At 45.3% G+C, this 17731-nt stretch carries 20 protein-coding genes; 13 read left to right on the top strand and 7 right to left on the bottom strand.

Annotated features, from left to right (window positions below; translation table 11 throughout):
• Nucleotides 1-87: 87 nt before the first annotated feature.
• Genes RH061_RS19880 through thrB form a run of 3 tightly spaced genes read left to right on the top strand, consistent with a single transcriptional unit; the run spans nucleotide 88 to nucleotide 3547 of the window.
• Nucleotides 88-1386 (top strand): homoserine dehydrogenase, encoded by a 1299-nt coding sequence (locus tag RH061_RS19880; protein ID WP_311072535.1) that lies wholly within the window; start codon nucleotides 88-90, stop codon nucleotides 1384-1386.
• The gene (gene thrC / locus RH061_RS19875) at nucleotides 1383-2444 is read left to right on the top strand and encodes a threonine synthase (RefSeq protein ID WP_311072534.1); all 1062 of its coding nucleotides are present in this window, start codon (nucleotides 1383-1385) and stop codon (nucleotides 2442-2444) included. Before RH061_RS19880 ends, thrC begins: the two co-directional genes overlap by 4 nt.
• Nucleotides 2441-3547, top strand: coding sequence for a homoserine kinase (gene thrB / locus RH061_RS19870; protein WP_311072533.1), 1107 nt, complete (start codon nucleotides 2441-2443; stop codon nucleotides 3545-3547). Before thrC ends, thrB begins: the two co-directional genes overlap by 4 nt.
• Nucleotides 3548-3686: 139 nt before the next feature.
• On the opposite strand, the gene RH061_RS19865 is transcribed toward thrB, so the two are convergent.
• Nucleotides 3687-5045, bottom strand: a complete 1359-nt coding sequence (locus RH061_RS19865; protein ID WP_311072532.1) for an IS1182 family transposase — start codon at nucleotides 5043-5045, stop codon at nucleotides 3687-3689.
• A gap of 326 nt (nucleotides 5046-5371) precedes the next feature.
• Nucleotides 5372-5608 carry a NifU family protein gene (locus RH061_RS19860; RefSeq protein WP_023626615.1) on the bottom strand — a complete coding sequence of 79 codons (237 nt, stop codon included), beginning with the start codon at nucleotides 5606-5608 and terminating at the stop codon, nucleotides 5372-5374.
• 151 nt (nucleotides 5609-5759) lie between these two features.
• On the opposite strand from RH061_RS19860, the gene RH061_RS19855 reads away from it, so the two are divergent.
• Nucleotides 5760-6086 carry a YuzD family protein gene (locus tag RH061_RS19855; RefSeq protein WP_311072531.1) on the top strand — a complete coding sequence of 109 codons (327 nt, stop codon included), beginning with the start codon at nucleotides 5760-5762 and terminating at the stop codon, nucleotides 6084-6086.
• A 273-nt stretch (nucleotides 6087-6359) separates the two neighbouring features.
• Here the strand turns inward: RH061_RS19855 and RH061_RS19850 are convergent, their stop codons facing one another.
• Complete coding sequence (locus tag RH061_RS19850) at nucleotides 6360-7427, bottom strand: NAD(P)/FAD-dependent oxidoreductase (protein ID WP_311072530.1); 1068 nt, start codon at nucleotides 7425-7427, stop codon at nucleotides 6360-6362.
• Nucleotides 7428-7673: 246 nt separating this feature from the next.
• Between RH061_RS19850 and RH061_RS19845 the strand changes: the two genes are divergently transcribed.
• On the top strand, nucleotides 7674-7913 hold the full coding sequence (locus tag RH061_RS19845) for a YuzB family protein (RefSeq protein WP_311072529.1): 240 nt from the start codon (nucleotides 7674-7676) through the stop codon (nucleotides 7911-7913).
• Between the two features lie 87 nt (nucleotides 7914-8000).
• Here the strand turns inward: RH061_RS19845 and RH061_RS19840 are convergent, their stop codons facing one another.
• Complete coding sequence (locus RH061_RS19840; protein ID WP_311076475.1) at nucleotides 8001-8699, bottom strand: DUF2225 domain-containing protein; 699 nt, start codon at nucleotides 8697-8699, stop codon at nucleotides 8001-8003.
• 169 nt (nucleotides 8700-8868) lie between these two features.
• Between RH061_RS19840 and RH061_RS19835 the strand changes: the two genes are divergently transcribed.
• On the top strand, nucleotides 8869-9231 hold the full coding sequence (locus RH061_RS19835; RefSeq protein WP_311072528.1) for a HesB/IscA family protein: 363 nt from the start codon (nucleotides 8869-8871) through the stop codon (nucleotides 9229-9231).
• A gap of 65 nt (nucleotides 9232-9296) precedes the next feature.
• Here RH061_RS19835 and RH061_RS19830 read toward each other — a convergent pair whose 3' ends face one another.
• Nucleotides 9297-10292 (bottom strand): NAD(P)/FAD-dependent oxidoreductase, encoded by a 996-nt coding sequence (locus tag RH061_RS19830; RefSeq protein ID WP_311072527.1) that lies wholly within the window; start codon nucleotides 10290-10292, stop codon nucleotides 9297-9299.
• A gap of 373 nt (nucleotides 10293-10665) precedes the next feature.
• On the opposite strand from RH061_RS19830, the gene RH061_RS19825 reads away from it, so the two are divergent.
• From RH061_RS19825 to RH061_RS19805, 5 genes are all read left to right on the top strand, one after another.
• Complete coding sequence (locus RH061_RS19825; protein ID WP_311072526.1) at nucleotides 10666-11883, top strand: NAD(P)/FAD-dependent oxidoreductase; 1218 nt, start codon at nucleotides 10666-10668, stop codon at nucleotides 11881-11883.
• A 104-nt stretch (nucleotides 11884-11987) separates the two neighbouring features.
• Nucleotides 11988-12470 (top strand): NUDIX domain-containing protein, encoded by a 483-nt coding sequence (locus tag RH061_RS19820; RefSeq protein ID WP_311076474.1) that lies wholly within the window; start codon nucleotides 11988-11990, stop codon nucleotides 12468-12470.
• A 157-nt stretch (nucleotides 12471-12627) separates the two neighbouring features.
• Nucleotides 12628-12753, top strand: a complete 126-nt coding sequence (locus RH061_RS19815; protein WP_311072525.1) for a YuiA family protein — start codon at nucleotides 12628-12630, stop codon at nucleotides 12751-12753.
• Between the two features lie 132 nt (nucleotides 12754-12885).
• On the top strand, nucleotides 12886-13206 hold the full coding sequence (locus RH061_RS19810; protein WP_214776200.1) for a YuiB family protein: 321 nt from the start codon (nucleotides 12886-12888) through the stop codon (nucleotides 13204-13206).
• Between the two features lie 196 nt (nucleotides 13207-13402).
• Nucleotides 13403-14110, top strand: a complete 708-nt coding sequence (locus RH061_RS19805) for a 3D domain-containing protein (RefSeq protein WP_311072524.1) — start codon at nucleotides 13403-13405, stop codon at nucleotides 14108-14110.
• Between the two features lie 41 nt (nucleotides 14111-14151).
• Here the strand turns inward: RH061_RS19805 and RH061_RS19800 are convergent, their stop codons facing one another.
• Both RH061_RS19800 and RH061_RS19795 read right to left on the bottom strand, forming a co-directional pair.
• Entirely contained in the window at nucleotides 14152-14919 is a 768-nt protein-coding gene (locus tag RH061_RS19800; RefSeq protein WP_311072523.1) for a cobalamin-binding protein, read from the bottom strand.
• A gap of 40 nt (nucleotides 14920-14959) precedes the next feature.
• Nucleotides 14960-15433, bottom strand: a complete 474-nt coding sequence (locus tag RH061_RS19795; protein WP_311072522.1) for a divergent PAP2 family protein — start codon at nucleotides 15431-15433, stop codon at nucleotides 14960-14962.
• A 125-nt stretch (nucleotides 15434-15558) separates the two neighbouring features.
• Between RH061_RS19795 and RH061_RS19790 the strand changes: the two genes are divergently transcribed.
• Nucleotides 15559-15936, top strand: coding sequence for a DUF309 domain-containing protein (locus tag RH061_RS19790; RefSeq protein ID WP_311072521.1), 378 nt, complete (start codon nucleotides 15559-15561; stop codon nucleotides 15934-15936).
• Between the two features lie 81 nt (nucleotides 15937-16017).
• Nucleotides 16018-17529 carry a leucyl aminopeptidase gene (locus tag RH061_RS19785; RefSeq protein ID WP_311072520.1) on the top strand — a complete coding sequence of 504 codons (1512 nt, stop codon included), beginning with the start codon at nucleotides 16018-16020 and terminating at the stop codon, nucleotides 17527-17529.
• Nucleotides 17530-17731: the final 202 nt, after the last annotated feature.

Here is a 17731-nt window from a genome sequence, read left to right as displayed (position 1 = left end):
TGTAAAAGCTGTTTTTGGTCTATATAATGTCTACTATATAAAAACAATTGTTCATTCAGTATAGACACAAAGAGAGGGGAAGATGAAATGCAGGCAATCTCGGTTGGACTTCTAGGTTTGGGAACAGTAGGGTCAGGTGTGGTCAGGATTATCGAAAACCATCAGGATAAATTGATGCACCAGGTTGGGTGCCCGATTAAAGTGAAGAAAATCCTCGTTCAGGATGTGGATAAAGAAAGGTCGGTAAAAGTGGACCCTTCTCTCCTGACGGTGAATCCAGCTGATATTATGGAAGACCCGGAGATTGAGGTAGTCATTGAAGTTATGGGAGGCATTGAGGATACTCGTGAACATTTGCTTCAGGCATTAAGGAGCAAAAAGAATATTGTGACGGCAAACAAGGATTTGATGGCCGTCCATGGTTCCGAGCTTTTAACCGTTGCCAATGAAAATGGCTGCGACCTCTTTTTTGAAGCGAGCGTGGCAGGAGGAATCCCGATCCTGCGCAGTCTGGTAGATGGTCTTGCGTCTGACCGGATCACAAAGATGATGGGGATTGTGAATGGCACAACAAACTATATTTTAACGAAAATGAGCCAAGAGGGACTGGCATATGATAGCGTGTTGAAGGAAGCGCAGCAGCTTGGGTACGCAGAGGCCAACCCTGCATCTGACGTAGAAGGACTGGATGCGGCACGTAAAATGGCGATCATGGCCTCATTAGGCTTTTCGATGAAGATTGACCTGGATGATGTCAAATTCAAAGGAATAACTGCTGTAACCGAGGAAGACCTTCAATATGGGAAACAACTCGGATATACAATGAAGCTGCTCGGCATCGCCGTCCGTGAGGGCAATAAAGTCGAGGTGTGCGTAGAACCGGCATTGCTGCCGTCCTCACACCCGCTTGCTTCCGTCAATAATGAGTATAATGCGGTGTATGTGTATGGAGAGGCAGTCGGGGAGACGATGTTTTACGGTCCAGGAGCGGGAAGCCTGCCAACCGCGACAGCAGTGGTCTCCGACCTTGTAGGCGTCGTCAAAAATATGCGTCTTGGCGTTAATGGCAGTTCTTTTATCACTCCACAATTTGAGAAGCAGCTGAAGGATGATGGCGAAGTGAGTTCAAAATACTTCCTGCGACTTCATGTCCATGACGAAGTAGGTGTATTCTCTGAGATCACCTCCCTTTTCGCAAACCATAATGTCAGCTTTGAAAAAATTGTCCAGACTCCTTTGAAGGAAGAAGAGCTTGCGGAGATTGTGGTCGTTACTCATCAAGCTTCCCTGAAAGATTACCAGAATATTTTAATGGAGCTGCGCGACCTTAGGGTTGTGAAGGAAGTCAAAAGCTCTTACAGGGTTGAAGGAAGTGTCAGCGCATGAGGTGGCGGGGGCTGTTAAGTGAATATAAGGAATACTTGCCAGTCAATGCCGATACACCAATGCTCACCCTTCATGAAGGGAATACCCCGCTGATCAGGCTCGACCAGCTGTCAGAAGAGTGGGGAATTGATTTATATGTAAAAGTAGAAGGAGTGAATCCGACGGGTTCCTTTAAGGACAGAGGGATGGTCATGGCGGTCGCCAAAGCGAAGGAAGCAGGCAGTGACACTGTCATCTGCGCCTCGACAGGCAACACTTCTGCCTCTGCGGCAGCTTATGCGGCAAGGGCAGGAATGAGGTCGATCATCGTCATCCCTGATGGAAAAATCGCAATGGGCAAACTCGCACAAGCCGTGATGTATGGCGCAAGCATCGTTTCAATCGAGGGAAACTTTGATGAAGCATTGAAAATGGTCAGGGCGATCAGCGAAAACGAGCCAGTCACATTGGTGAATTCCGTCAATCCATACCGCATTGAAGGGCAAAAAACGGCAGCCTTTGAAATTTGTGACCAGCTGGGCGGAGCACCTGATATCCTTGCGATCCCTGTAGGTAATGCGGGAAATATCAGCGCTTATTGGAAAGGCTTCAAAGAATACAATGCCAGCAAGCGTACTGGTTTGCCGCGAATGTTCGGTTTTGAGGCAGAAGGTGCGGCCGCGATTGTCAAAGGGCAGCCGATAGAACAGCCGGAGACGATCGCAACGGCCATCCGCATTGGCAACCCGGCAAGCTGGGACCTCGCCGTCGCTGCCCGGGATGAATCGGAAGGAAAGATCGATTTCGTGTCGGATGAAGAAATCTTACAAGCATACAGCCAACTGGCTGTTTCGGAAGGGGTTTTTGCAGAGCCAGGGTCGTGTGCATCGCTCGCAGGCATCCATAAACTTTTACAGCGAGGAGACATACCTCGTGGCTCTAGAATAGTTGCCGTGCTGACTGGAAACGGATTGAAAGATCCTTCAACAGCAATTGACATCAGCTCCATCTCACCAGTGCTGCTTCCAAATGACGAAAGGATCGTCGGCGATTATATCAGGGGAGTGGTCAGTCAATGAGGGGCATCGAGGAACCATTGGCAGCTGCTGGGGGCAGGAACCCTTTAGCTGAGGGCACCATGAAAGAAGCTGCAACTGAAAAAGGGGAACCACTAGCTGGCGAGAGCAGGAGCGCATTAGCTGCTGAAGGTGGAAAACCACTGGCCGCTGGTAGCAGGAGCCCTTTAGCTGCTGAAAGAGGGAAAACATTAGCTGCTGCAATACGAAGGGGGCAAGTCTTGTCCGTAAAAGTTCCGGCCAGCTCTGCGAACCTGGGCCCCGGTTTTGACTCACTCGGTGTCGCTTTGAACCTTTACATGGAAGTTCATGCTGAAATAAGTGACAAATGGGAAGTTGTTCCTCTTTCCGATTCCTTGGCAGGGTTTCCTGTAGATGAGAAAAACTTCATTTGCCAGATCGCAATCCAAACAGCGGAGTTGTACAAGCAAGCAATGCCTTCGTTACATGTATCTGTAAAAAGCGATATCCCGCTTGCGAGAGGACTTGGTTCCAGTGCAGCAGCGATTGTCGCGGGGGTAGAACTGGCCAATGAATTCTGCGGGCTGCAATTGACGCGATATGAAAAGCTGGCCGTGGCCACCCGGTTCGAAGGGCATCCGGATAATGCCGGAGCGAGCTTGTTTGGCGGCGTCGTAGTCGGCAGTCAAACAGGGGACGAGGTTGATTTAACGGTGCTTGACCAGGTTCAATTTGATCCGATTCTTGCCGTGCCGAAACAGGAGCTGCTGACGGAAACGTCCCGCGATGTCCTCCCAACAGTGATGGATTACCAGCGCAGCGTCCAGGCAAGCGCTGTTGCCAACCAGCTGCTTGCTGCTTTGATGATAAAGAATTGGCCGCTGGCAGGTAAAATGATGGCAGCAGACTTGTTCCATCAGCCATACAGGAAAGCACTTGTGCCCTTTTTTGAAGAATTACAGGAAAAGGCGATCCAATCAGGAGCATTCGGTGTTGCCTTGAGCGGAGCGGGACCATCGATCCTCTGCCTGGCACAACCCGGCAGAGGGGAAGAAGTCGCAGAAAAATTGAGGCAGCGTCTCGTGGGGATGGAGATTTTCAGCCTGAAGATTGATCAGGACGGGTGTAGGTCATCCATCATTTAGACGAAAAAAAGCGGTTTTGCCATTGTTGGCAAAACCGCTTCAGTTTGTCGACAAAAGGGGTTCGGAATGGTCTCATTCCGAACCCCCTTTTGGATTTCGTCGGATGTTTTAAAGAAAATAGACTCTCTTCGCTATACTTTTAGGCCATTACTGGACTTCTCCAAGTCCAGTTGGCCATCTTCTTCAAGTTCAAGGCAGCGAAAGTAAGCATCGCCTGCATCGACAATTTTTTAAGCCCCCTTAGGGTTGTCCAACGCATGCCATGCTTTTCTTTTGCATCTGCGAATACGCGCTCTATGGTTTCCTTACGCTTCGCATAGATTTCTTTTACTTCCTGCTTGTGCCTCAAGTGGTCCGTTTCTTCCACATACTCCTGCCAGATATGGCGAGTTACCACCTTTTGATGATCCTTGCTTTCTGTACATTGCGCTAAAAACGGGCAGGTTGCACAGATGTGTTTTGGGGATTTATATTCACGATACCCCTCTTTTGTGGTGGTCGAATACTTCAGGATCTCACCGGCAGGACACAAATAACAGTCGTAGAATTCGTCATATACATAGTCATATTTACGGAAGAATCCGTCCTTCGTTCGCGGTCGTGTATAAGGCAAAGCCGGAGTCATTTCGTTTTCCATCAGGAACTTCGTAATAGCTGGAGTTTTATAGGCTGCGTCGGCCGCAACGGCTTTGGGCTTTCCGACTTTCTCTATCACTTGTTCTACCAGTGGCTCAAGAATCAGGCTGTCATGCGTGTTACCAGGTGTAACAATTGTCCCCAGGACAAATCCGTTACGGTCTGATGCCGCATGAAAGGAGTAGGCAAACTGTTTTGTGCGCTCGTCTTTGACGTAGTATCCACTCTCCGGATCGGTCGTGCTTTCCTTGATTTCCTTTGACTCTTCCTTATCAAATTTATCAGGAGGAAATGGCTTCTTCCCATGGTCTTCCCGATCCAAATTGATTTCTTCCTGGAGTTTCTCCTGATACGCTCGTGTTTCCTTACGCACCACTTTCTTCTCGAATTTATGCTTATTCGCACTTGCTTTTACATGGGTTGAATCAATAAAGACATGTTCAGCACTAATAAGTTTCTTATCAGCTGCGGTCTTAAGAATTCGATAGAAGATCTGTTCAAACAAATCGGTATCTTTAAAACGGCGTTCGTAATTCTTCCCGAAGGTGGAGAAGTGGGGCACTTTATCATGGAATCCATAACCTAAAAACCAGCGGTAGGCCATATTCGTTTCTACTTCGGCAATGGTCTGGCGCATGGAACGGATGCCAAAGGTATATTGAATGAAGGTAAGTTTAATTAAAATCACAGGGTCAATGCTTGGGCGCCCTACTTCCGAATACACATCCTTCACCAATTCATAGATGAAAGTAAAATCAAGGGCTGCTTCCATCTTGCGGACTAAATGTTCCTGAGGAACCAGTTGGTCTAAAGCAACCATTTCTAATTGATCTCGTTGGATTGGATTATTTTTCGAAAGCATATTTATCACCTCAAGCGTTATATATATCTATTTTAAAAGAGACTTATGGTTAGTTCCACACTAAGTTGATGAATTCTGTTGATTGGAGTGGAAGGCGCGTAGACTCCTGCGGAATCAGACGGACAGGTGAGACCCCGCAGGCGCCAACGGCGACGAGGAGGCTCACCGCCGGCCCCGCGGAAAGCGAAGCGCCTGGAACGGAAATCAACAGCCCCATTCGAGCACCATCCAAAAAAAGACTGTAAACAAACAGGATTTTCATCGAGTTTGTCTACAGTCTGAAGCGGTTTTGCCATTGTTGGCAAAACCGCTTTATTATTGGTTAATTAGAATACCTGTTCAACCTCAACAACACCAGGTACTTCCTCTAAAAGTGCGCGTTCGATTCCAGCCTTAAGCGTAATTGTGGAGCTCGGGCAGCTTCCGCATGCACCTAGCAGGCGAAGTTTAACAATGCCATCCTCAACATCAACTAGTTCACAGTCTCCACCATCGCGAAGAAGGAATGGGCGCAATTTATCTAATACTTCCTGTACTTGCTCAAACATTTGCTGTTCAGTCATGCAAATCGACTCCTTTCATAATACTTATTATAATCTTATCGGCCGGAAAAATCTATCCAATTAACCGAAAAACCAGCGAACACAGTTTTTTCCTTATGCATCTTTTTCATCGTATAGTAAAATAAAAGAAAATAACAGGGGGTAATTGATAATGGAACGCAAAGAGGTAGAAATCGTCGTTTACGGTGCAGAAGTATTATGCCCAAGCTGTGTGAACCTGCCATCCTCAAAAGAAACATATGAATGGCTTGAAGCCGCGATCAGCCGCAAATATGCAGACCAGCCATTCAAAATTGTTTATGTTGATATCCATAACCCTCCAGAAGAGGAAGCGAAAAAGGAATTCGCCGAAAAAGTGATCGAAGAAGACATGTTTTATCCTGTCGTTCTGCTCGAAGGCAAGATCGTCGGCGAAGGAAACCCGAAATTGAAAACCATTTACGCAGAATTGGAGAAGTACGGGTATGTTTCAGCGTAATTCTGTAGAGAGCATTCCGAAATGGGGTGCTTTTTTCTTCATTTGGCGGAGCATTTTAATGATTCAATATGTGGTAAAATATTTATTTGGCGAAGTTCACAACTTTATTGGCGTTTTTTTTAATTTATTGGCGAAACCGACCAGTTTATTGGCGAAAATCTGATTATATTGGCGAAGTTCACAATTATATTGGCGAACTGGAAATTTCCACTGATTTTTACCAGTTAGGAAAAAATAAAGAACCGGGCACCCTCGCCCGGTTCACAAAAATGATCAACCATTATGATATTTATACATCCACAAGATCCCTGACTTCAACAAACGTGCGACGCGGCCTGTTATCGGGCGTTCGGCGACAAGGCCGAAGCCGTGTTTTTTGCCGAGTGAACCGATGACGCCTTTCAGTTTGATCGGCGGGAAGGATTCTGGCGGTTCTTCACCTTTCCAGCGTTTTTGCAGAACCTGGACGATTTGTTCTGCCTGTCCTTCCGCAAGCTGTGCACTTGGTGCGTGTGGCAGGCTTGCGCAATCCCCGACGATATAAACATTTTCATAGCCTGGCAGATTATGCTGCGGAGTGACTACTGCGCGGCCCATGCCATCTTTTTCAACGTCCATCTCGCGGACAAGTCGATTAGCCTGGATACCGGCTGTCCATACAATCGCGTCGCATACAATCGGCTCATCGTGATTGTAGAGGACGTTTTTTTGCACTTCCGTGATATTCGCATTGTTGATGATTTCTACATTGTGATTATCAAACCAATTTTCCACATAGGTGCTAAGGCGCTCAGAGAAAGCGGAAAGGATATGGTTTCCACGGTCAAAAAGCTTTATTTTCAAGTCTTTGCGGCTTTCCGCCAATTCGCTTGCAAGCTCAACACCACTTAATCCTGCGCCGACGATTGAAACGGTTGAACCAGCCGGCAAATTGTTCAGTGCCTGATAGGTTGCACGGGACTTTTCAATGGATTGGATGCTGTATGTGAATTGGTCGGCTCCTGGGACATTGTGATATTTATCTTCACAGCCAAGTCCGATAATAAGGTCATCAAACTGAACGGATTCATCGCCCTGCAGCTCCACCTTGCGATCCTCGAGATTGATGGCAGTGACTTCAGCATATTTTAACTGAAGGCGGGGGTGCTCAGGAAAGGATACCCGGATATGCTGGTCTGAAATCGTACCTGCAGCCAGGGCATAATATTCTGTTTTTAAACAATGGTATGGAACACGGTCAATCAACGTGATTGATACATCTTCCGGCAGATCATTCGGCAGCAATTTATGAAGGACGCGCATGCCGCCGTAGCCGCCGCCAAGAATAACGAGATTTTTCATGTGAATTTCCCCTTTTTAACTCATCGAAAGACAGTTAATGAAGTTTCTCCAGCTCGTTCTACAAATCCGTAAACGGATACATTTTTCGATATTATTCTGAGATATTTTTATGTTCAATAAATCACCATAAAAAGTATAACGAAATTGTGACAAAATAACAACAATTTTGTGGATGCCACAAGCCTCGGAAATTGACGATTTGCCTTAAAAAGGGTACGATTAAAAATTAGTAGAGAGGTGAAACAAATGATTAAGCCAATCATTGAATTCTGTATCAGCAATCTTGCCAGCGGTTCCCAGGCTGCAAGGGCAGAGCTTGAACGAGATCCTGACCTTGATGTCATCGAATACGGATGCCTTGGTTATTGTGGGAAATGCGCAATGTCAATGTTTGCGCTTGTAAACGGCGATCCGGTGGTCGGCGACACCCCTGATGAGCTGGTTGAAAATGTTTATAAATACCTGGATGAAAATCCGATGTTTTAATAGATAAAAAGGCTGGCATGGATTACACCATTGCCAGCCTTTTTCATAGATTTCTTCAAATGGGTGCTTCCCCTGAGGGAGGTGAACTCAGTTGCCTCCAACCATTTGCTTTTCCCGCATCTCCTGCCAGCGTTCCTTTGCGAGCGCGATTATTTGCGGTTCGGCAGACTGTCTTTGTTTTTCGATTACTCTTGAGAAAAATCGCACGGCATCCTGTGTTTGCCCGACTCTTCTGGAGAGTTCCCCGATCAGGTACATGAGGCGCAGTTCGGATACCTGGGTTCCTTTATAGTCGCCAGTGCTGTACGACTCTGTATATTCCTTGAGGGCAAGTTTTAAAAAGCGCATTTCCTGGTCGTGGTTTTCTGATGAGCGATACAGCCAGGCAATTCGGATGTAAAGGCCGGCTGACACTATATGCTTCTCTTTTTTCAGCATCGAACAATAGGCTGCTAGCTTGAAGGTATTGACTGCCTCCTGGATTGTCCGCTCCTCACCATAGTTATGAGGGACCCACTGGCTGCAGATTCTTTCCTGGATGATTTGTTTAGCTCCAGGCGGGAAATAATGGCTGAAGTCGTCTGAGAAGGAATAGCCACAGTCAGGGCAGACATTGATATAGTAAAAATTTGGATTTTCAAAACCATCGGCATACAGAGGGGCAAAGTCAGTATCAAAGCGGAGGACTTTTACAAAACGGGAGCGAACCTTCTTGGTCGTGAAGGAATTCTCGCACATTGAGCATGTGTACTTTTTATCGTAGAGAGGTACTAATTGAGTCATCATCGACACCTGCCAATTCTCCTGGGATTTCAAAACGAGGTTTGGGTATATTATACCAATTTTATCGGCTGTGGAGTGGGAAACTTGAAGAGAATTCTTTTTCGGCTCGATTGGTTGAGGAATGGAAAAAGTGTGAGTATACTAAGAAGAAAGGGATCAAGGAGGTTTTAAAATGGAAAACATTGTGATTCTAACTGAAGAAGCTGCTTTGCAGGTTAAAGATATGATGAAACAAAATGAGACGGAAGACGCTTACCTTCGCGTTTCAGTAAAAGGCGGCGGCTGCAGCGGCCTTTCTTATGGCATGGGTTTCGCCCATGAAGTGGAAGAAGGCGACACTCAGCTTGAGCAGCATGGCATCAAAATCCTTGTGGATAAGGAAAGCGCACCAGTCCTGAATGGTACGAAAATTAGCTATAAGCAATCGTTGATGGGCGGCGGCTTCACAATCGACAACCCGAACGCGATCGCATCATGCGGCTGCGGTTCAAGTTTCAAAACGGCAACCCGTGAAGGAACGCCTGAAGAATGTTAAAGAAAAAGCAAGGTCCGCGGACCTTGCTTTTTTTGCATTAAGAGAAGCGCTTGTGCTTTTCTCTATTATTTAAACATTGAAGAACTGTGAAGCGGCTGTGTCTTCGCTTTCGGATCCATGTAGGATTTAGCGTTGTTGACAGCTGTCGGAGCTTCACCGAATCCTGTTGCGATCAGCTTGACCTTCCCTTCGTATGTGCAGATGTCTCCTGCAGCATAAACGCCCGGGATATTCGTTTCCATTTTCGAGTTGACGACAATGGAGTTCTTTTCGATTTCTAGGCCCCACTCCTTGATTGGTCCAAGAGAGGAAACGAAACCGAAGTTGCAGATAACTGCGTCAACGTCAACGGCTACAGTATCTTCGCCATTTGCGTCCTTAAGGACGATTTGGCTGATTGCATTGCCATCACCAATCAGTTCTGTTGGCACATAAGGTGTCTTGATATCAACTTTAGAGTTTTGAAGGTTTTCGACACTGTGCTCATGAGCGCGGAACTTGTCGCGTCGGTGGACGATGGTTACTTGTTCAGCGATTGGCTCAAGCATCAATGCCCAGTCAACGGCTGAATCGCCTCCGCCCAGGACAGCAACCTTTTGGCCAGCGAATTGATTTAAGTCGTCGATAAAATAGTGCAGGTTCTTGCCTTCATATTGGGCAGCGCTTTCAAGTTCAAGTCTGCGAGGCTGGAACGCACCGTTTCCTGCTGTGATGATGACTGTTTTTGTATAGTGAACTTCTTTATCAGTAGTTAGTTTAATTGTTCCGTCTTCCAGTTTTTCCAGCTTTTCAACTGATTGCTCAAGAGCAGTAGCCGGCTCGAATTTCGCCATTTGCTCTTTCAGGTTGTTGATCAGCTCCTGGGCACGAACCTTTGGAAAACCGGCAACATCATATATGTACTTTTCAGGATAAAGTGCTGATAATTGCCCGCCTAATTGCGGCAAACTTTCAATAATCTTAACAGATGCTTGTCTCATTCCGCCGTAGAAAGCAGTGAACAGACCAGCAGGCCCCCCGCCGATAATCGTGATGTCATAAACTTTTTGATCTTCTTTCACTCCATATCCCCCTCACATGTAGTAAAATTGCTCCAATTTTTATAATACCATAAAACGTAAAAATAAACTCCTAATCATAATAGAAGAATCCTTGTGGAACAATATATTTCATAGGAAAATCCCTTTATATGACGGAAAAATAGTGAAATCAGCCTATTTTCTGAATATTTCTAAGTTAACTCAATCGCTTGAAAATGCGACGCAAAAAGAATAAGATGGATGATAGGCAATAATGTTAAGATTTTGTGACATTTTTAGGACATTTTTTTGAACATTATAGTGAATAATATCACAAACTATCCGGAAAAAGATGGCGGCAGATAGAGATGAGCCATTCGACCAAAAATATTTTAAAAAGGTGGAAGTGATCACTTTGAGAAAGCCAAAGATCGTAATTTTAGGAGCAGGATACGGGGGATTAATGACAGCTACCCGTTTGCAAAAAGCTGTAGGAGTAAACGAAGCTGATATTGTCCTTATCAACAAGAATGATTACCACTATGAAACTACATGGCTGCATGAAGCATCCGCAGGAACTTTGCACCATGACAAAGTCCGTTATGATGTGCGTGATGTAATCGATCGCCATAAGGTCGAGTTCGTCCAGGGTTCTGTTGAAGAAATCAAGCTGGAGGAAAAGCGAGTAATCCTTGATAGTGGCGACGTCGTATATGATTACCTGGTCATTGCCCTTGGTGCTGAACCTGAAACTTTTGGTATTAAAGGCTTGAAGGAGTATGCTTTCTCTATCGTCAATGTCAACTCAGCCAGACAAATCCGTGAGCATATCGAGTATCAATTCGCTACTTACAATACGGAAGCGGAAAAGAAAGATGAGCGCCTGACAATCGTTGTTGGCGGTGCCGGCTTCACAGGAATCGAATTCCTTGGTGAGCTGACAAACCGAGTTCCTGAGCTTTGCCGTGAGTATGATGTAGATTACCATAAGGTAAAAATCGTATGTGTCGAAGCTGCACCAATGGTACTTCCTGGCTTCGATCCAGAACTAGTGAACTATGCGGTTGCTACGCTTGAGAAGAAAGGTGTGGAATTCCGCATCGGTACGGCAATCAAGGAAGCGACTCCAGATGGTATCATCGTTGCTAAAGGCGAAGAAGAAGTTGAAGAGATTAAAGCTGGAACAGTGGTTTGGGCTGCTGGTGTCCGCGGAAACTCTGTCATCGAAAAATCAGGCATCGAAGCAATGCGCGGCCGTGTAAAAGTCCAGCCAGACCTTCGCTTGCCAGGATCAGAAGATGTATTCATCGTCGGGGACTGCTCATTGATCATCAATGAAGAAATCAACCGTCCATACCCTCCGACTGCACAAATCGCAATGCAGCAGGGTGAGGTTTGTGCAAGAAACATTGCAGCTCTAGTTCGTGGTAAATCCGAGCTTGAAACCTTCACTCCAGATATCAAGGGAACAGTATGTTCACTTGGTGAAGACGACGCGATTGGGGTAGCATTCGGCAAGAAAATGGTTGGCACGAAGGCTTCCTTCATGAAAAAGATGATCGACAACCGTGCGCTATACATGATTGGCGGACCTTCATTGGTTCTTAAAAAGGGTAAATTCAACGTTTTATAAAATATGAACTAAGAACAGGCTCCTATTGGGGTCTGTTTTTTTCTTATTACGGATGGCGATAAGGTACAATAATAGTACAAACTTAGCAATTGGATGGGGTAATGATGGGGAAACGTGAGAATGTCTGGCTTGGAGTGGCTGGTGTTGTGATTTCGGAGGATGGACGCTGGCTTGTTGTCAAAAAGAGATATGGAGGCTTGAAAGACAGCTGGTCGCTGCCTGCTGGATTTGTAGATGAAGGAGAAACGGCTGACCAGGCAGTACTGAGGGAAGTGTATGAAGAAACTGGTGTGGAATGTACGGTTGCCGGGCTCCTTGGATTGCGGACTGGAGTGATCCGGGAATCCATCAGTGATAATATGATTGTATTTCTGCTGTCTCCATTGCCGGGCCAAAAGGTCAAGGTTGAAGAAAGTGAGCTGTATGATGCAAGATTCATGCTGCCTGAAGAACTGAAAACAGATCCTGCTACTTCGATGCTTCTTCACTATCTTTTAAGTAAACCGATTGACCAAGTTGTGGCCGGAAAGGCGGGACTGGATCCGGGAGAGCAATTTCATTATAGTGCTTATCAATTATTTTTATAATTTTCTGAAATTTAAAGAGAGTGACAGATATTTAAAGAAAAAAGAGGATGTATCCGTTTTCAATGTGGTTTTTTGGTCAAATTTGAACCTTTTCAAAATTAGAGATTCTCTGATATATTATCAGAAAATTCAATAATATAAAGGAGAGGTTGAAAAAATGAAAATGCAAACACATGATTCAAAGGAATGTCCATATTGTTCTGGTAAAGGCTATTTCCAGCTGTTGCTTGGCGGTTCAGAAACTTGCACATGCTGCAGCGGGTCAGGCGAATCAAAAAAATAAGGCAATCATCTTTGACCTTCGCACAATGCGGGGTTTTTCTTTTTGTCCAAAATGATTAGCTTACACCATTTCATTGACTCGAAAACGGACAAACAGTAAACTAGAAATGATGTTTAATGGGGGGATATAGACATGATGACGGTTGTCACACTGATCATTTCAATGTTATTGTTTTTTGTCCTGTTCTTCGGGATTGGATTTTTGTTGAATATGCTGCTTAGGATGTCATGGATCATGGCGGTAGTTTATCCATTGATTGCGATTTTCATTATTGATAAATATCCGTTTATCGACTATTTCAGAAATAGCGGTGAAGCCTTCAGTGATCTCGGTAAGCGCCTTACACAATTGGCAATGGCAGATGTACTGATTTTAAGCAGCGGCCTGGCAGGTGCGATTCTGGCTGGAATAGTAATCAGGCTTTTGCGAAAAAAAGGATATCAAATGTTTTAATACAAGAAACCTTCAATTATTTGGAGGTTTTTTTTGTGCATAAAATCGGGCCCATTTTCGGAGACTATAACTAAACATCAGTAATATTTTACTTTTAATGGAAGTGTAAATGGGACTTTTAGCACTTTTTTGCTCCTTTTGGAATATTTCTTGTTTCGTAGGGAAATTAATAGTTTTGGGAGGAGTGAAAAATTATATGAATATTTTAAAAACATGGGCTAGACGCTCAGCAATGGCAGTTTTATTTTTTGCTGCTATAACTTCTACGCTTCATTCGATTTCGGGAGTTGAAGCTTCCACTGTTTCTACATACGTATTTGATGGCGGAACACAACAAGAAGAAAACTCGAGCATAGATCATAAGAAGAAATCCATAGGGCTTGCTTTTAAATTTTTGAAAAAGATATCTGATTTTACCACTAAAATTTCCTCGAGTGAAAAGGTTGCAGGAGCGCAGCCTACGCTAGAGGAGTCATTGAACTGGTCTCAGTACCCGACCAAGACAATCGTGGCAACAGGGTATACAGCCGGTGTTGAATCCACGGGCAAAAATCCTGACCATCCAGGGTATGGAATCACTTATTCTGGTGTAAAAGTGAAACGTGACCTTTATTCAACTGTCGCAGCAGATCTGAACGTATTTCCAATCGGGACCATCCTGTTCATTCCGGGATACGGATTTGGTGTGGTTGCCGATAAAGGCGGCGCGATCAAGGGAAATAAAGTTGACCTTTATTATGATACCGTAAAAGATGTCTACGAGCAGTGGGGCAAAAAGACATTGGATGTCTATGTCATTGAAATGGGCAATGGCAAGCTGACAGAAGAGGATTTAAAGGCCCTTAACGAAAACGAATCCATGCAGGTCTTCCGCCAGCAGTATATAAGTGGCAAAAAATCATAAAATTTAGGCACTTTCCTTGAATTGGAAAGTGCCTTTATAGTTCAGTCATGAATGAGATGATGGAGTTTTTCCAGGCCATCGAGAAGCCGTGGGGAGGGGCGGCAATATAGTTCTTCTTCGAGAATCAGGATCCGGTCATTTCTGACAGCTTTAAGTTCCTCCCAGCCGGGCCTGTTGATGATCAGCTCTTTCTTCACCTTTTGCTTCCTGACGCCGACCCAGGCGATGCATATGTAATCCGGATTTCGCGATTTCACATCATCCCAGTCCGTCTGGACGCTTGCAAGCTCAACGTCCTTGAAAATATTTTCGGCACCGGCAGCTTCGGACACTTCTGTCAGCCAGTTAATGCGGCCAGGAGTGAAAACGGGTTTGGGCCACCATTCCCAGTAAAGCTTTGTTCTCCGGGAGGCGCTGGCTCCTTTTTGCTTGATGTTCTCCAGCCTGTTCCTGAACTGAGCAGCTGCTTCCCGGCCGTGTTCAGGCATGTTCAGGGCATTCGCAGTAATGATCAAATCATTTTCGATATCCGCCAGAGATTGGGGATTCAAAACGATATATGGAATATTGCGTTCTGCCAGGCCTTCTATATTCTTCTCCATGCCTGGAACACTTAATGACGCAAGGACAAGGTCCGGCTTTAATTCCTCGACAAGGTCAAGATTAATCGAAAGGTCAGGTCCGAGCTGAGGCAGTGACTTTACACTTTCCGGCCAGTCTGAAAAATCATCGACACCGACCAGAAGATTCGTCAGCCCGAGAAATTCCATGATTTCGGTATTGCTGGGACATAATGATATGACTCTCAAATGATTCACCTGCTTTTAATCTAATTCAACAATCCAAGCATTAAAGGAAATAGTGAAGAAGCAATGTCAATAATATACCTGTCAACCCGCCGAAAAACACTTCGATTGGCTTGTGGCCAAGCAATTCTTTCAGTTCTTTCTGTTTCTCTTTTTCAGGCTTATCCTGCCAGCCTTTTGCCTCCTGGGCGAATCGGCCGAAATCTGCCACAAGCTGGTTCAGGACGATGGCCTGCTCTCCCGCCTGCCTGCGGACACCGGATGCATCAAACATCGTGATAATCGCAAAAACAGCTGCGACTGCGAAAACGGCTGAATCCAGCCCGGTTTCAAGCGCTACGCCAGTTGCAAGTGCTGTTACCGCAGCAGAGTGGGAGCTAGGCATTCCCCCTGTACTCGTCAAAAGCGACCAGTCAATTTTTCTCGTCGCGATATATTGAATCGGAACCTTTACGAACTGCGCGAAAAAAATCGCAGCCAGTGAAGCCCATAATGGGAAATTCGTTAATAATTCCATGGCTGTGCCCCCTATATATATAAAAGTACCTTTTTAAGTAATACCCAAGTTCAATTATAACATTACAGCAAATTTTCAAGGTTTGATAAAATAGTTTTAAAACTTCAGGATTGGGGTGAAGGATTTTGACGGACTACCCAGCTGAATATTACGAGTTCTTTATTAAATTCAACGAAGGGGACTATTATACCTGCCATGACTTGCTTGAAGATATGTGGATGACCGACAAAGGCAATTTATTTTTAAAAGGACTGCTGCAGATGAGCGTCGCGATTTACCACTACAGTTATGGAAATGTGAAAGGAGCCCGGCTGATGATGCAGGCGGCTCACGACTATTTGCAAACGTACCGTCCTGTATACTGGGGACTTGATTTGGAAAAGGTCTATCCCTTCATCGAAGAGTGCCTGAGCACATTCCCAGCAGAGCTTGATCGGGTTCCGTATGAAGATGTTGCGATCCTGCCAGAGCTTCCGGTTTTATATTTGTATTTGGATGATTAAAAATGTACAGCAAGATTAGGAAGTCGAAATATTTTAAGAGTTTCGATATAATGAACTTATCAATGTGTAGGGGTGAATGATTTGTTTAAAGTGGAGAATCAATTTAATTTTTCAAACAGCCATGAGTGTCTGGTGATTGGCGTGTTCAACAAGCCGTCCGGTCTTGAAGGCGCCTTGGGAGAAGCCGACCAGCTTTTTGACGGACAGCTGACCGAACTGGTGAAAAGCGGTGATATTTCAACCAAGAAAAAAGCGATTTCCAAAATACATACTTTCGGTAAAATTGGTGCGAAAAAAGTTTATTTTGTCGGCCTTGGACATGAGAAGGAATATAATTTCGAATCATTAAGGGACGCATTTGGCCGCTTGTTCAAAACGGCAAAACAAGAAAAATGGACCGAAGCTGCCGTGCTTTTAGATACTTTTACAAGCGAGAAGGTTGAGCTTAATGATGCAGCGCATGCGCTAGGGGAAGCGTTCCCTATGGCCACGTATGAATTCGAAGGCTACAAGCAAAAGTCAAACGAGCCGGAAAAGCGGATCGAAAGCCTGACTGTATACAGTGCAGACGAAGAAGGCGAAGTGGAAGCAGCGGTTGAGGTTGGCTATATTTTTGGCAAAGGAACCAATTCGGCACGTACACTCGTGAATACTCCAGGAAACCTTTTGACTGCGACAGACATGGCTGAATATGCGCTGAAGCTGGCGGAGAAATACGAATTCGAAGCAGAAATTTTAGAAAAAGAAGAAATGGAAAAGCTAGGCATGGGCGCGCTTCTGGCAGTCAACCAGGGATCTACACAGCCGCCTAAGATGATTGTCCTGAAGTATCAGGGAAAAGAAGAATGGAAGGATGTAATCGGCCTTGTCGGCAAGGGTATCACCTTTGACACAGGGGGTTACTCAATCAAAACGAAGTCTGGCATCGTTGGCATGAAGTCCGATATGGGCGGCGCGGCAGCGGTACTTGGCGCAATGGAAATCATCGGTGAAATTAAGCCGGAGCAAAACGTAGTGGCGGTCATCCCATCGACAGATAATATGATCTCAGGTACAGCATTCAAGCCGGATGATGTCATTACATCCATGAGCGGAAAAACAATTGAAGTGTTGAACACAGATGCTGAAGGCCGACTTGTACTGGCAGACGCGATGACATACGCGAAGCATCATGGTGCGGACTATCTGGTGGATATTGCAACCCTGACAGGCGGTGTCATTACGGCGTTAGGGCTGCATACATCCGGAGCTTTGACGAACAATGAAGCGTTTTTTGAACAAGTGCTTGAGGCTTCATATGAATCAGGAGAGCCAATCTGGCGCCTGCCATTGTTCCAGCGTGACATTGAACGTGTCCGCGGCAGCAAGATCGCAGACCTGAATAATTCTCCTGGCGCTGAAGGCCATGCAATCATGGGTGGAGCGTTTGTCGGCGAATTCGCAGAAGGCACTCCATGGGTGCATCTGGACATCGCCGGAACAGCGACTACAAGTAAAGAGTATGACCTGGGACCAGCAGGCGCCACCGGCGTCATGGCCCGCACACTGGCATTGCTTGTCGAAAGATTCGAGACATCAGCTGAACAAGAATAATACATGGAAACCCCCGAAGCTGCGGCTTCGGGGTTTTTTATTGCACTCCGAACCCCGTCCTGGCTATAAATTATCATCTATTTCCAAATACTATTACAAACAAACCCATTGACATAAAAAACAATTCTATGATAATTTAATACTTGTCATTTTAATTCTCTACCAATTTACCAGACTAAAGTAAAATAAACATATCACCGAG

The sequence above is a fragment of the Mesobacillus jeotgali genome (assembly GCF_031759225.1).
Lineage (GTDB): Bacteria > Bacillota > Bacilli > Bacillales > Cytobacillaceae > Mesobacillus > Mesobacillus jeotgali_B.
Note: the sequence above shows the minus strand (reverse complement) of the source record. Positions and strands in the feature narration are given on the sequence as shown.

Coding starts and splice junctions, on each gene's coding strand:
- thrC (WP_311072534.1), top strand. CDS start 1,383: ATGAGGTGGCGGGGGCTGTTAAGTGAATATAAGGAATACTTGCCAGTC.
- RH061_RS19810 (WP_214776200.1), top strand. CDS start 12,886: ATGATGACGGTTGTCACACTGATCATTTCAATGTTATTGTTTTTTGTC.
- RH061_RS19815 (WP_311072525.1), top strand. CDS start 12,628: ATGAAAATGCAAACACATGATTCAAAGGAATGTCCATATTGTTCTGGT.
- RH061_RS19865 (WP_311072532.1), bottom strand. CDS start 5,045: ATGCTTTCGAAAAATAATCCAATCCAACGAGATCAATTAGAAATGGTT.
- RH061_RS19855 (WP_311072531.1), top strand. CDS start 5,760: ATGGAACGCAAAGAGGTAGAAATCGTCGTTTACGGTGCAGAAGTATTA.
- RH061_RS19845 (WP_311072529.1), top strand. CDS start 7,674: ATGATTAAGCCAATCATTGAATTCTGTATCAGCAATCTTGCCAGCGGT.
- RH061_RS19805 (WP_311072524.1), top strand. CDS start 13,403: ATGAATATTTTAAAAACATGGGCTAGACGCTCAGCAATGGCAGTTTTA.
- RH061_RS19840 (WP_311076475.1), bottom strand. CDS start 8,699: ATGATGACTCAATTAGTACCTCTCTACGATAAAAAGTACACATGCTCA.
- thrB (WP_311072533.1), top strand. CDS start 2,441: ATGAGGGGCATCGAGGAACCATTGGCAGCTGCTGGGGGCAGGAACCCT.
- RH061_RS19860 (WP_023626615.1), bottom strand. CDS start 5,608: ATGACTGAACAGCAAATGTTTGAGCAAGTACAGGAAGTATTAGATAAA.
- RH061_RS19850 (WP_311072530.1), bottom strand. CDS start 7,427: ATGAAAAATCTCGTTATTCTTGGCGGCGGCTACGGCGGCATGCGCGTC.
- RH061_RS19880 (WP_311072535.1), top strand. CDS start 88: ATGCAGGCAATCTCGGTTGGACTTCTAGGTTTGGGAACAGTAGGGTCA.
- RH061_RS19820 (WP_311076474.1), top strand. CDS start 11,988: ATGGGGAAACGTGAGAATGTCTGGCTTGGAGTGGCTGGTGTTGTGATT.
- RH061_RS19795 (WP_311072522.1), bottom strand. CDS start 15,433: ATGGAATTATTAACGAATTTCCCATTATGGGCTTCACTGGCTGCGATT.
- RH061_RS19835 (WP_311072528.1), top strand. CDS start 8,869: ATGGAAAACATTGTGATTCTAACTGAAGAAGCTGCTTTGCAGGTTAAA.